The 13,084-nt window shown below is 61.7% G+C and carries 15 protein-coding genes; 8 read left to right on the forward strand and 7 right to left on the reverse strand.

Going from position 1 to position 13,084, the window contains the following annotated elements:
• Positions 1-2 precede the first annotated feature (2 nt).
• The 3 genes from pstA to P0648_RS13510 all read right to left on the reverse strand — a co-directional run bounded on the left by pstA (position 3) and on the right by P0648_RS13510 (position 3,689).
• Complete coding sequence (pstA, locus tag P0648_RS13500) at positions 3-1,634, reverse strand: phosphate ABC transporter permease PstA (RefSeq protein WP_276246747.1); 1,632 nt, start codon at positions 1,632-1,634, stop codon at positions 3-5.
• A complete protein-coding gene (pstC, locus tag P0648_RS13505) occupies positions 1,634-2,581 on the reverse strand; it encodes a phosphate ABC transporter permease subunit PstC (protein WP_369685080.1) in 948 nt (315 codons plus the stop codon). Before pstC ends, pstA begins: the two co-directional genes overlap by 1 nt.
• An 85-nt stretch (positions 2,582-2,666) precedes the next feature.
• The gene (locus tag P0648_RS13510) at positions 2,667-3,689 is read right to left on the reverse strand and encodes a PstS family phosphate ABC transporter substrate-binding protein (protein WP_277504312.1); all 1,023 of its coding nucleotides are present in this window, start codon (positions 3,687-3,689) and stop codon (positions 2,667-2,669) included.
• A 318-nt stretch (positions 3,690-4,007) separates the two neighbouring features.
• On the opposite strand from P0648_RS13510, the gene P0648_RS13515 reads away from it, so the two are divergent.
• Positions 4,008-5,003 (forward strand): phosphate uptake regulator PhoU, encoded by a 996-nt coding sequence (locus tag P0648_RS13515; RefSeq protein ID WP_276246744.1) that lies wholly within the window; start codon positions 4,008-4,010, stop codon positions 5,001-5,003.
• Positions 5,004-5,049: 46 nt separating this feature from the next.
• Here P0648_RS13515 and P0648_RS13520 read toward each other — a convergent pair whose 3' ends face one another.
• Positions 5,050-5,424 (reverse strand): 30S ribosomal protein S8e, encoded by a 375-nt coding sequence (locus P0648_RS13520; protein WP_276246743.1) that lies wholly within the window; start codon positions 5,422-5,424, stop codon positions 5,050-5,052.
• 131 nt (positions 5,425-5,555) lie between these two features.
• Here P0648_RS13520 and P0648_RS13525 point away from each other — a divergent pair, with 131 nt between their 5' ends.
• Both P0648_RS13525 and P0648_RS13530 read left to right on the forward strand, forming a co-directional pair.
• A complete protein-coding gene (locus P0648_RS13525) occupies positions 5,556-5,996 on the forward strand; it encodes a DUF2240 family protein (protein ID WP_277504313.1) in 441 nt (146 codons plus the stop codon).
• 32 nt (positions 5,997-6,028) lie between these two features.
• Positions 6,029-6,409: a hypothetical protein gene (locus tag P0648_RS13530; protein WP_277504314.1), complete on the forward strand. Its 381-nt coding sequence runs from the start codon at positions 6,029-6,031 to the stop codon at positions 6,407-6,409.
• Here P0648_RS13530 and P0648_RS13535 read toward each other — a convergent pair whose 3' ends face one another.
• Complete coding sequence (locus P0648_RS13535; RefSeq protein WP_277504315.1) at positions 6,410-7,063, reverse strand: HAD family hydrolase; 654 nt, start codon at positions 7,061-7,063, stop codon at positions 6,410-6,412.
• Between the two features lie 79 nt (positions 7,064-7,142).
• Between P0648_RS13535 and pyrF the strand changes: the two genes are divergently transcribed.
• A complete protein-coding gene (gene pyrF, locus P0648_RS13540) occupies positions 7,143-7,943 on the forward strand; it encodes an orotidine-5'-phosphate decarboxylase (RefSeq protein ID WP_277504316.1) in 801 nt (266 codons plus the stop codon).
• On the opposite strand, the gene P0648_RS13545 is transcribed toward pyrF, so the two are convergent.
• Positions 7,940-8,161: a hypothetical protein gene (locus P0648_RS13545; RefSeq protein ID WP_277504317.1), complete on the reverse strand. Its 222-nt coding sequence runs from the start codon at positions 8,159-8,161 to the stop codon at positions 7,940-7,942. The genes pyrF and P0648_RS13545 overlap by 4 nt on opposite strands.
• 76 nt (positions 8,162-8,237) lie before the next feature.
• On the opposite strand from P0648_RS13545, the gene P0648_RS13550 reads away from it, so the two are divergent.
• From P0648_RS13550 to P0648_RS13565, 4 genes are all read left to right on the forward strand, one after another.
• On the forward strand, positions 8,238-8,738 hold the full coding sequence (locus tag P0648_RS13550; protein ID WP_276246737.1) for a J domain-containing protein: 501 nt from the start codon (positions 8,238-8,240) through the stop codon (positions 8,736-8,738).
• Positions 8,739-8,824: 86 nt separating this feature from the next.
• Positions 8,825-10,198, forward strand: a complete 1,374-nt coding sequence (locus P0648_RS13555) for a twin-arginine translocation signal domain-containing protein (RefSeq protein WP_277504318.1) — start codon at positions 8,825-8,827, stop codon at positions 10,196-10,198.
• Positions 10,199-10,259: 61 nt separating this feature from the next.
• Positions 10,260-10,928 (forward strand): phosphoglycolate phosphatase, encoded by a 669-nt coding sequence (locus P0648_RS13560; protein WP_277504319.1) that lies wholly within the window; start codon positions 10,260-10,262, stop codon positions 10,926-10,928.
• A gap of 93 nt (positions 10,929-11,021) precedes the next feature.
• Positions 11,022-12,617: a GTPBP1 family GTP-binding protein gene (locus P0648_RS13565; RefSeq protein ID WP_276246734.1), complete on the forward strand. Its 1,596-nt coding sequence runs from the start codon at positions 11,022-11,024 to the stop codon at positions 12,615-12,617.
• Here the strand turns inward: P0648_RS13565 and P0648_RS13570 are convergent, their stop codons facing one another.
• The gene (locus tag P0648_RS13570; protein ID WP_277504320.1) at positions 12,618-13,049 is read right to left on the reverse strand and encodes a DUF488 family protein; all 432 of its coding nucleotides are present in this window, start codon (positions 13,047-13,049) and stop codon (positions 12,618-12,620) included.
• Positions 13,050-13,084 lie beyond the last annotated feature (35 nt).

The raw sequence follows: 13,084 nt of genomic DNA on the forward strand, positions 1-13,084 counted from the left end.
GGTTAGTTCTCGCTCTGATACCTGTTGCGGAGCACAATCGCGATGGAGTTCATCGTCAGGAGGACGACGAGCACCGTCACGACGCCCGCCGCGAGCACACCATACTGGAAGTCGTCCTGTGGCCGGTCCGCCCAGTTGAAGATCATGAGCGGCATCGCGCTGGCCGCGTCAGAGAGCTTCGCCGGAACCGAGTAGGTGACCGTCGGAGCGGCAATCATGATGAGCGGCGCGGTTTCGCCGAGTGCGCGACCGATGGCGAGAATCGTCCCGGTGAGGATGCCCGGAATCGACCGAGGGAGGACGACCTCGCGGATGGTCTGCCACTTCGTCGCGCCCATCCCGTAGGACGCCTGCCGAAGCGAGTCTGGCACGGCGCGAATCGCTTCCTGCGAGGAGATGATGACGATTGGCAGGATGAGCAGTGACAGCGTAATCCCGCCGACGAGCACGGACCCGATACCCATGTTCAGGAAGTTGATGAACAGGCCGAGTCCGAGCAGGCCGTACACGACCGACGGAACGCCGGCGAGGTTCGCGATGTTGAGCTGGATGAACCGCGTGTAGCGGTTGTCCGGGGCGTACTCTTCTAAGTACACTGCCGCGCCGACGCCGATTGGGAACGCGAGAACGACGACGACGGCCATTAGCATCACGGAGCCGACGAGCGCTGGGTAAATCCCTGCCTGCTCGGCTTCGGGATGGGGCAGGCTCGTGAGGAACTGCCAGTCGATCCACGCCTCCGGACCGGCGAAGCCGAGCACGCCGACGAGGGTTTCGACCACGAGCAGACCGGCGAGGACGACGACGGGGATGAGCAGTCCAGACCGCGACCCGACGGATTCAGGATCGCTGTACAGGTGTTCGACGTAGAGCGCCGTCGGCACGCCGACGGTGAGTGCGAAAATCGTCCCGATGCTCGGGTCGAGACCGGCGAACATGAACGCGAAGGTGCTCACGAGCGAGGCCCCGAACACGAGCGCGCCGGCGATGAGTCCCGTTCGTTGGCTGTCGTACTTCCCAGCCATGTATCGGCCCGTGAGAATCGCCGCCGCGACGCTGAACGTCGAGAGTAGGGAGAACCATCGGACGGGTTCGAATGGTACGAAGATGAGCAGAATTTCTGGAACGCTGTAGAAGTATCCCGGAATGCCGAGCATCACATAGCCGAACACGACGAGGCCAACGAGCAGGCGCTCGTAAGCGCTCGACGACGAGCGAAGCTTTCGGTGAGCGTAGACGAGTGCGCCAGCGAGAGCGAAGCCGACCATGTGGTAGAACCACACGTCGTCGTCCAACACGTCCACGAAGATGACGAGAATCGCCGCGCCGAGCATGACGCCGGCGATTGGGAGGCCGGTGGTGGAAAATCCGACCTGAAGCCCCTCTCTGTTTCGAAGCGAGAAGTAGCCAACCGTCCCGAGCGCGACGAGGACGTACGCGAGGTAGGTGATAGACCAACCCGTACTCGCGGTTTCCGGTCGAACCGCGTCTAAGGTGACGTACACGAGCAGCGTGGCGAGCGAGACGATACCGATGAGGGCCGAAGCGAGCAGCGCGTTTTTGAAGATGATGCCCTTCGTGCGGCTCACTTGCCCGAAGTCCGTCTGTTGCTGGGTGCCAGTCTGTGTCGCCATTATTCGTAGCTCTCCCGGTAGTGTTGTGCGATGAGGTTACTGACGAAGTTCATAGCGAGCGTGATGACGAACAGGGTGAGGCCAATCGCGAACAGGCTGCGGTAGGCCGGTCCCTGGGCCGCGATGTCGCCGACGCCGAGTTGAATCATGGCTGCAGTCATCGTCTGAATCGATTCGAGGTAGGCGTTCGGCAGGAGCGGATTCACGAGTTTTGGCGTCGCACCCGCGGCGACGACCACAATCATCGTCTCCCCGATTGCGCGAGACAGAGCGAGAATGAACGAGGAGGCGATACCCGAAATTGCCGCCGGGATGACGATGCCAGTCGAGACGTCGAACTTGGTGGCTCCGAGGCCGTATCCGGCCTGTCGGAGCGAGTCTGGCACCGCGCTCATCGCGTCTTCGCTGATAGAAGAGACCATCGGGATAATCATGATACCGACCATGAGCGACGCAGAGAGCGCGTTGAACGTGCCGAGTTGCGGGATGAACGTCTTGAGCGCGGGGGTGATGTAGATGAGTGCAAAAATCCCGTAGACGACGGTTGGGACCCCGGCAAGCACTTCGAGGAGCGGTTTGAGCACCGAGCGAACGGACGAGCTCGCGTACTCGCTCAGGTAAATTGCCGTGGCGAGTCCGAGCGGAAGGGCGACGAGTGCGGACCCAACCATCACGGTGAGTGTGCCGGCGATGAGCGGAAGCACACCGAACTGAACCGGCCTAATCGCCGGTGCCCACGTTTCACCGAGGAAGAACTGCGTGAACGTAACGGTCTGTTCCGGTGCGATGCCCATCAGCGTCGTGCCCGTAACCCGGAAGAACCTCGCCGCGTCGCCCACGAGCGCGAGGATGATTCCGAGCGTGGTCAACACCGATACGGCCGCACACGCGAAGAAGAACCACCGAATTAGCCGCTCTCTCGGCGAATTCGCGACACGCGTGGTCATATCGGATGCTTGATAATCAGTGCTCATTTACGTGGAGGTAATTTTTGGGGTTTCAAAAAAAGCGCTTCGTTTCGAACGGGTGCGCTTAGCCCTGGACTTCTTCGATTGCGGCGGTCAGCTTGTCGAGTTGTTTCTGCATGTCCTCTTCGGTGTTCGGGACGTAGCCGACCTGGTTCGCGACGATTTCCTGGTTCGCGCTCTGCTCGACGAAGAACTTCGCGAACTCGGCGACGTGTGGCTCTTTGAGCGCGCTCTTTTTCGGGTAGGTGAACAGCGGACGGGCGAGCGGCGTGTATTCGCCACCCTTGGCCGTTTCAAGCGATGGCTCGATGCAGCCGTCGCCGTTGTCGATTTTGAGCGCCTTCACCGTGTCTGGGTTGTTGTAGTAGTACGAGAAGCCGAAGTAACCCATCGCGTACTGGCTGCCGGAGACACCCTGGACGATGGAGCGGTCTTTCTCGGTCGCGGTGTAGTCCTGACGGTGGGAGCCTTCTTCGCCGATGACGGCCTCGGTGAAGTAGTCGAACGTACCGGAGGTGGATGCTGCGCCGTAGAGTTCGAACTCCTTGTCTGGCCACTCAGAGCGGATGTCGCTCCACTTGGTCGCGCCGTTTGGCTCCCAAATCTGTTTGAGTTCCTCGATGGTCACGCAGTCGACCCAGTCGGCATCGTTGTGGACGACGACGGTGAGGGCGTCAGTCGCGACGTTCAACTCGAGCCACTCGACACCGGCGTCTTCACAGAGCTGCTTCTCGCTGTCTTTCATCGGACGGGACGCGTTGTTGAAGTGCGTCTTGTCCTGACAGAAGAAGTCGCTGAAGCCGCCACCGGACCCGGTCGAGCGGATGTTGAACTCGACGTTCGGGTGCTCTTTGCGGAACTCGACGGAGACTGCCTCTGCGAGCGGGAAGACAGTGGAGGAACCCGCAATTTCGACCGTACCCGAGAGTTCCCCGTTGCCGCCTTCGCTCGTGTTGTTGTCGCCGTTGTTGTTCTGCCCGTCGCCGGAACCACCTTCACTGACACACCCTGCGATGCTCAGTGCGCCGACGCCTGCTGTAGCGGTGATAAATTTGCGACGCGAAACGAAGTCAGGTTTGTCTGCCATCACCTGTGAAAACCAGAGAGAGGAATAAATACCCTCCTATGATTTCTATATAGTACTCATTATGAGACAATTCAACAAAGAATACAGTCACCGTGGTACTCACGGGTTTTAGAATGTTTACGGTCACCGTGGGTGGGTTACAAATATCGCCAAGCCTCAGGTTCTGACCGAAAACTCTCCGTAGAATCAAATTACAACTATTACACGGATTGAATTATCTGCCAGTATTCGAGTATCGGAGAGATGAAAGGAGAAATTCGTTGAGATATGTAGAGATAGGACGATTTATTGTGCACCGGGATGGATAAGAGGGTGTATATGGAAACGCGGAAGGTGCAAATCACAGGAGGCTCGACATTCACCGTCTCGCTTCCCAAGTCGTGGGCGACGGACAATGGAATCAAAGCCGGCAGCGAAGTTGCGTTCTTCAAAGAAGACGATTCGCTGGTTCTCACGCCGAACGACGACTCGACCCACATCGAGGGAACCCTCGACATCGTCGGACTCAAAGGCGACGAACTCATGCGCGCCATCGTCACGATGTACGTAAGCGGGTTCGACATCATCACGCTCGAAACCTCTCGGGTCACGGCAGAACAGCGCCGGGCCATCCGGCAGGCCACGCAGGGACTCGTCGGCCTCGAAGTGATAGAGGAGACAGCAGACCGCGTGGTTCTCCAGGACCTCCTCGACTCTGCAGAGCTCTCGGTGCTAAACGCCATCACGCGTATGCGGCTCGTGGCCCTCACGATGCTCAAAGACGCCGTCGTCGCCCTCGTCGAAAACGACGACGACCTCGCCCGCGACGTGATGGAGCGTGACGACGACGTCGACCGCCTCTGGTTCATGATTTCTCGCGTCTTCCGCTCTGCACTGCGAAATCCGACGGCCGCCACGGAAATCGGCCTCCCCCGGGAGACGACGTTCGATTACCATTCGAGCGCCCGACAGCTCGAACGCATCGCGGACCACGCCTCGAAAATCGCGAACATCACGCTCGAACTCGGTGAGATTCCCGAGGAGTCCGCGAGCGCGATTCAGACGCTCTACGAGGACGCGGCGACCATCGTCGAGATGGCGATGGACGCACTCCTCGAAGAGGACCCAGAACGCGCCACCCGCCTCGCGAACGACGCGAGCGAGCAAATCGGCGACATCGACGAGCAGACCCGAAACGTGGACAACCTCATCCGCGACCTGAACCCACAACGCGCCCAGTTGCTCGGCCTCATCGTCGACTCACTTTCGCGGAGTGCCGACTACGGCGGCAATATCGCGGAGACGGCGTTGCAGAAGGCGGCCCCGCGCCCGTAAGAGGGCTGTCGCTCGACGAACGGAAAGTGAAGAGAAATTCGAGCGGTTATTCGACGATGACGCCGTTTACCTGTCCGTCCTGACCGGGACGGGAGGTGACGCGGACTTCGCCCTCGTTCGTGACGAGGATTGCGCCCTTCGTGATGATGTTACGACGGGCGTAGTTCGGGTCGGAGTTGTTTTCTTTGACGTTCTGGATGGTCGCGGAGACGGAGGAGCCGTCGCCCTTCGCGATGGTGACGGCGTTCGTCGCGATGGCGCGAAGCTTTTCGGTGTTCCCGCGGCCTTCGACCACGCGGAACTTCGGCTCGCCGACGTGCGTCTCGGTCGGCTGGCGGCCGAGTTCGTGCTTTTTCTTGTTACGGAACGGGCGACGTCGCCCACCCGTGCGTTTGCGCATGGAGCGTCCCTGGTCTTTCATATCCAATCAATGGCAAACGGAGTACTTGAATCGCACGACTCGCACCGCTACGCTCGCCTGGCCCGCGTTTGGCCCGCGCGACCGGTGGACACCGGCAAACTTACGCCGGCGCGTGAAAGTCGTCACAAACGATGAGTCTCCGGGTAGCCGCCGCCGCACCGTTTCGCACGAAAGGAAAGCGCAAACTCGCAGAGAGCGAGTTCGTCGTCGCCCTCTCGCTCGACCGCGACTGGTTCTCTCCTGACCAGGCGAAACGGCTCGTGGACATCGCCGTGAGCCAGGGCCTGCTCAGCCGTGACGACGGCACGCTCATCTGTGAGTTCGACCCGGACGACGTGACGATTCCCGATAACTTCGCCCCCGACGCGAGTCTCCTTCAAGAGCGGTCTACCTTCGAGAAGATATTAGACCGCCTCATCGCGGACGGTCACAGTAAACAGGAAGCCGTCGCCGCGGTCAACGAACTCCAGCGGGAGCTGGGCGTGACAATCGAGACGGCGGCCGTCCTCTTCGCCCACCGCCGAGGCGTCGCCGTGGACGCGGAAGCGAAGGCGGCGCTGGGAGAACTCTGAAGGCATAAACCGCCCCGCGACGTGGACGAACCATGGTCAAAGAACGCGAGACAGACGGCATCCGCCTCGCGCAGTTGCTCGCCTCGGAACTGGAGGGGCACGAACAGGGCCCCCTCGGCCCGCTCGTGGTGACGAACGCAGTAGCCGCAGCCGACCTGCGACCGCTCTCGGACCTCGCCCGGGCGTACGACGTCGAACGCGACGGCGAGCGCATCGCCCGGGTGTTCGTCCACCCCGACCGGGCACACGTCGAATTCGAGGTTGGACTGGACGCGGTTGTGGCGAGTGCGGACGAAGCGAACCTTCGCGTGCGCCCGAAGGCGACCGAACCGCCGAAAGCACTGGTTTTCATCGAGGACGGGGCGCAAGTCAAATGGATTCTCGACGTGTTCGCCGCGGCCGTCGAGGCCTGATTAGAACGATTTCAGCACTTTCGGCAGCGTCTCGACCAGGTCGGCGCGGTCGATGACCGCGTCTGCGACGGGAGATGGCTCCTCGTCGGGGCCGACGACGTGGACCGCGTACATTGCCATATCCTTCGCGCCCTGCACGTCGAGGTCGGGATGGTCACCGATGTAGACGGTCTCCGCCGGTTCCGCGTCGAGTTCAGCGAGCAGCGCGCGGAAGGCGCGCCCGTCGGGTTTGCCAGCGGGAAGCGCCCCGCTGATGATCGTCGCGTCGAAGAGGTTCTGCCAGCCGAGCCGTTCCAGTTTCGCCTGCTGGGCGACGATGGGGCCGTCGGTGAGGAGACCGACGCGGTAGGATTTCCGGAGGGTATCGACCAGCCGCTTCGCACCCGACACCGGGACGAGCGCGTTATTGATTGCGTTCCGGTAGGCCGCAGAGAGGTCGGCGGGCGAAACCTGCGTTTCGTGGTCGGCGAGGAGGTCTGCGAAGATGGGTTCGCGCGTCTCGTTCGAGAGGTTGCGTCGGTGGGCGTCCAGATAGGCCTGCCGAGAGAGTTGGGGAGCATCGACGGCCGCTGCGGCCTCGTGAAGCAGCGTCTGTCGGTCGCGTTCCGGAACGGCGAGGGTATAGTCGAGGTCGAACCCGACCGCGCGTATCATATACGAGTGAAAGCGGGCCACACAGTTGAATCTGCCGCGAAGGGATACACTGGTAAAGCCCCCCGAACGACCCTATTCTATGACCGAGGCCTTCTTCGACTGGGTTGCCCGGGGCATCGAATCCAAGGACAGCGTCGTGTGCGTGGGACTCGACGCGGACGCAGACCGCATCCCCGACCACCTTCAGGAGTACGACCTGCCCCGGTGGGCGTTCAACCGGCGCATCATCGACGCGACGCACGAACACGCCGTCGCGTATAAGCCGAACGCGGCGTTCTACGAGGACCGCGACGGGTGGTTGGCACTCAAAGAGACCATCGCGTACGCACACGGGAAGGACGTCCCCGTCCTCTTGGACGCGAAACGCGGCGACATCGGGAACACTGCCCGAAAGTACGCGAAGCTCTTAGACGACGCAGACGCCATCACGGTAAACCCCTACATGGGCCGCGACACGCTCGAACCGTTCCTCTCGCAGGCAGAAAAGGGCGTGTTCGTCCTCTGTCGCACCTCGAACCCCGGCGGAGCAGATTTACAGAACCTCACGCTCGACTCTGGCGAGAAACTCTACGAGCGCGTGGCCGCCCTCGCCGACCTCTGGAACGCCAATGGAAACGTCGGCCTCGTGGTGGGGGCGACGACGCCGGAGGAACTCGAAACCGTCCGCGAGCAGGTTCCGGACATTCCGTTTCTCGTCCCCGGCGTGGGCGCACAGGGTGGTGACGCCGAGGCGGCGGTCGAGTTCGGCCTCGCAGACGGCGTCGGCCTCGTAAACTCCTCGCGGGGTATTATCTTCGCTGGCGAGGGCGAAACGTTCGACAAAGCCGCCGGTGAGGCGGCAAAGCGGCTGAAAAAGCGGTTGAACCGATATCGTCCCTAACTCTGGTGTCTCTCGACTTCGTCCGGGAAGATATCGTCGTCGTCGTCAGGCTGACGCTGTGGCGTCGGTTCTTTCGTGCCGCGAACCTCCGTGGCGCACTCGGTGCAGTACCCGAGCGACTCGTCGAAGTGGACGTCACAGACGAGTCGACCACAACGGCCACAGTCGTCCGTGATTTCGCGCTCCCCACAGATCTGGCAGGTACCGGAGACGGACATGTGTAAACCTACCACAGCCCGCCACTTGACTGTGATGGGCGAGAACTTTAGGGTCGTGTAGGCCGAATGCATAGGCGTGACACAGTCGCGGCTCCTCATCGGACTCGTCTCCGTCTTCGCGGGCATGACGGTGCTGTTTCTGGTGCTCAGTTTCGTCTTCTCGCCCGCGATGCTCGTGGCGGCGGCGCTGTTCGGTGCGACGACGTATCTGCTCTGGTTCCACGCGTCCGGGAAACTCCAGGAGCAGGTCCACCGACAGGCCAACGCGGCGCGACGCCCCCCGCGCCAGGAGCGCGGTGGCTTCGGTGCCGGCCCGCGCCAGCAGTGGCAGGGACCGAGACAGGGTAGAAGACAGGGGGCGCAAACCCGCGGGCGCGTGGGACGGCCGCCGTCGCGCAACCAACAGTCGCTCGCAGACGCCTACCGTGTGCTCGGCCTCGAACCCGGTGCAGACGAAGCAAGCGTGAAACAGGCCTACCGAAAACGCGTAAAGGAGACCCATCCCGACACCGAGCGCGGCAGCGAAGAGGCGTTCAAACGGGTGACCGCCGCGTACGAACGCCTCTCTAAAAATTAAGCTAAATAGTCTCGCACATTACTATTCCATATATATAATTTTTGGAGAATGAATAAATATATAATAACTGAAGATGAATGACATGTATGGCATCGCGACGAAACTTTTTGAAAGCCGGGGGAGCTACATTCGCACTCGCGTCCATTGGTTCTCTAGCAGGTTGCACGCAACTCGAAGACATTGGGGGGAATGCGGGAGGTCCGCCATCCTATTCGACGTGGTTATACGACCCAGAGGCAGTCCTCAACGTCGATAACCACCTGTTCGCCTCGCTCAACGTCCAGAGTTTCTACGAGAACGAAGAACAGCTTCCACCAGAGCTGTTCGAGGGACTCGAAGAACTCGACAACGAAATCGACTCGGTCGACGTCAAGGCGATGCAGCACGTCACCGCAATCGGATACGCGGAGACCGACTTCAGCCGCGGAGGCATGTCGATGGTCGTCTCGGGTAAGTTCGACGGCAAGGCCATCGTCGACGAAATCGAAGCCGAGATGGAAAACTCGGGTGAGGAACTCGCAAAGTCCACCTACGAGGGGTACACGCTCTACAGTTACGAGACGCCCTACGGCTACGGGATGTCCGGCGAGTCTGAGGCAGTCATGTCCGGCACCCTCGCCGTCGGCGACGAGAACCTGTTGCTCGGCATGCTCCTCGACGCTGACGTGCGCGCAGAGACGACTATCAAGCAGATGGTCCAGTCCGACGCGGGCGACGTAGAGCGGTACTACGACGCGAACGACAACGCGAAGACGCTGATGATGGAACTCGGCGACGCGACGATGGCCATCGGTCTCAACCTCGAAGTCAGCCTCCTCAAGGACTGGGTCCCAGACGAGGAAAAGGAAATCAAGGCCGTTCTCGACGACTTAGAGGCGATGGGCTGGGGTGCGACCATCAACGGCGAGACGACCGAGAACAAAATAGTCCTCGTCTACGACGAAGAAGAGGCCGCGAGCGCCGAAAACGTCGAAGCCCTCATCGAGCGCATGAAAGAGGAATCCGAGGAGTTCGAGGAGAACACCGCGGAAATCACCGTGAGCAAGGACGGACGGGCAGTCGTCGTGACCACGGACGTGGACACCAAATCGCTCTGGGAAGACTTAGAGGAGACCGACGGTGGCTTCATGGGCGGCTCCGGCGGCAGCTACGTCGACGGCTCCAGTGGAAGCGACGTGGAAGTCCCGGCCGTCTCGTTTAGTTACGAACAGAACACCGACGGGACGGTCACCGTCACCCACCAGGGTGGCGACCACGTGACCGACGTGCTCTATCTCGAGTACGTAGACGATGAGGGCTACGACCAGTTCGAGTTCTGGATGCCCTCGGGTAGCGCCATCAAGGCGGGCGACTCCCACACCACGAAGTACGCCGTGAGCGCAGGGACGGAACTCACCGTCCTCTGGACCGGCCCACAGGGCTCGAGCTTCGAGACGCTCGGTACCTTCCGCGCGAACTGAGCACCGCTTCTTTTTCGGCGAAAGCGGAAACCTGTAAGCCGCTGGGCACACAGTTTTCGGTATGGTTCCGCCGCTCGTCCTCGACATCGACGGCACGCTGAGTCGCGCAGACCGGTCTCTCGACGAACGGGTGTTTCCCGTCATTCGCGGGTGGGACGCCCCCGTCGTCATCGCGACCGGGAAGGCCCTGCCGTACCCCGTCGGCCTCTGTGATTTCATCGGGATTCCGATTCGCGTCATCGCCGAAAACGGCGGTGTGGTTGCCGCAGAAGGCTTGCTCGAACACCTCGGCGACCGCGAGGGCGCACAGGCCGTCGCAGACGAGTACGTCGAAGCCGGCTACGACCTCGGCTGGGGGAAGCCGGACTTCGTCAACCGCTGGCGGGAGACGGAAGTCGCCGTCTCACTCGACTCGCCGAAAGAACCACTCTACGAAATCGCCGAACGACACGGCCTCGAAGTGGTCGATACGGGCTTTGCCTACCACGTAAAGGACACCGAGATGAGCAAGGGGAAGGCGCTCACCGTCGCGGCGGCCCACCTCGGCCTCGACCCCGAGGACTTCGTCGCAATCGGCGATTCTGAGAACGACGTGTCCACGTTCGAGGTCGTGGGCCGGTCGTTCGCCATGGCCAACGCTGACGAGAAGGCGAAGGCCGCGGCCGATTCGGTCACCGACGGGGCCTACGGCGACGGTTTTCTCGAAGCCATCGACCAGATTCTCGCGTAACTGGGTGTAAGCCAGTGTCTCGGGTATCGGTTTGAATGACTATTGTTAACACACCTGACAACACTTTTCTTCGACGGTGAACTAACTGAGGGCATGAGCCCCGACCGGGCCATCCTCGAAAGCGCGCTCAAACGCGGTGAACAGGAGGATGGGAACGTCGAGTTCAAAGAACGGCTCAGCAAGGACCTGCATCTGGCAGGTGGCCGGCTCGAAAGCCTCGCGGCGCAACTGCGCCACCGCGTCCTCTCGGGGGACGGCGAGGCGCTGTACGTCGTTGGCGTCACCGACGACGGCGGGCTGGCGGGCTTAGAACCCGACGCATTCGCGGAGTCGATGGACGTCCTCTCGTTTCTGGCAGAAGAGGCAGGCGCGCACATCGAGACGGTACAGACCTGGGGAATAAACGGCGGCATCGTCGGCGTCGCCACAATCCTCGAAGGCGCAGTTCTCGAAACCGACGACGAACACATCGTTGTCGGCACGGCAGGCCACGTAGACCACGGCAAGAGCACGCTCGTCGGGTCGCTCGTCACCGGCCAGTCGGACGACGGCGAGGGTGGCACGCGTGCCTATCTGGACGTCCAGCCACACGAAGTCGAACGCGGCCTCTCTGCTGACCTCTCCTACGGCGTCTACGGCTTCACCGACGAGGGGCCGCTCCGAATGCACAACCCGTTCAGAAAGGAGGAACGCGCCCAAATCGTCGAGCGAGCAGACCGCCTCGTCTCCTTCGTGGACACGGTCGGGCACGAACCGTGGCTCCGGACGACGATTCGTGGCCTCGTCGGGCAGAAACTCGACTACGGCCTGCTCGTCGTCGCCGCGGACGACGGCCCCACGAAGACGACGAAAGAACACCTCGGCGTCCTGCTCGCGATGGACCTCCCGACCATCGTCGCCATCACGAAAGCCGACGCCGTGAGCGACGAGCGCGTCGTCGAGGTCGAACACGAAATCGAGCGAATGCTCCGCATGGCCGGAAAGACGCCGCTCTCGGTGTCGCGCCACGGCGTCGAGGCCGCAATCGAGGAGATAAACCCGCAGGTCATCCCAATTCTGCGGACGAGTTCCGTGACGATGGCCGGCCTCGACCTGTTAGACCGGATGTTCGAACAGTTGCCGAAGACAGCCTTCGGCGAGGGTGACTTCTCGATGTACGTAGACCGCTCGTACAACGTCGTCGGCGTCGGCCCCGTCGCCTCGGGAACCATCCGGTCGGGGACGGTCGATGCGGGCGACGAGTTGCTGCTCGGGCCGATGGCAGACGGAACGTATCGAGAGGTGGAGGTGCGCTCTATCGAGATGCACTACCATCGCGTCGACCACGCGAAGGCCGGGCGAATCGTCGGCATCGCGCTCAAGGGGGTCAAAGAAGGAGACATCCAGCGCGGGATGGTGCTCGTCCGACGGGACGCCGCCCCGACCGCCGTCCGCGAGTTCGAAGCCGAGGTGATGGTGCTCAATCACCCGACGCGCATCGGCGACGGCTACGAACCAGTCATCCACCTAGAGACCATCAGCGAGACGGTGACGTTCACGCCAAACGAGGGGCAGTTGCTCCCCGGCGACACCGGGAAGACTCGCGTCCGCTTCAAGTTCCGTCCGTATCACGTCGAAGTCGGCCAGCGATTCGTCTTCCGTGAGGGCCGGAGCAAGGGCGTCGGGACGGTCACGAAGGTCGTCGAGTAATCACCGAATCGCGTCGAGTTCTTCGCGGAGAATCGTCCGGTGACACCGCTTCTTTTGGGTATTCTCGAAACAGACGAGCGCGAGGTTTTCCCCCGCGTCGAGACGTTCACTCAGCCGAGCCATCGCCTCCTGTGCCTCCCCCGACTGGAGGTGTTCGCGGTAGTTCGCCTCGAAATCACAGTCCTCCCACGCCGCGTTGTGCGCCTCCTCGTCACAGAAGCCCTGCATCTTCATGTCCTCCTGTCGGATTTTGGTTTCCGAAAGCAGTGCGTCGGGCGGGCCGAGTTCGGGGATGTTCTCATCGACCGCGCCGGAAAACCAGCGCGTCGGCTTTCTGACGACGCCGACCAGCGTGGACTCGGGCGGAAGCTCCGCGAGGTCGTGCTGGATGGCGGCGAGGTACGTATCGGAGAGAGTTCCCGCGGGAGCCATGACCTGAGCATTCACCGAGGAGTCCCAAAAAGCTC

The organism is Haladaptatus sp. DYSN1 (assembly GCF_029489995.1).
In the GTDB taxonomy this organism is placed as follows: domain Archaea; phylum Halobacteriota; class Halobacteria; order Halobacteriales; family Halococcaceae; genus QDMS2.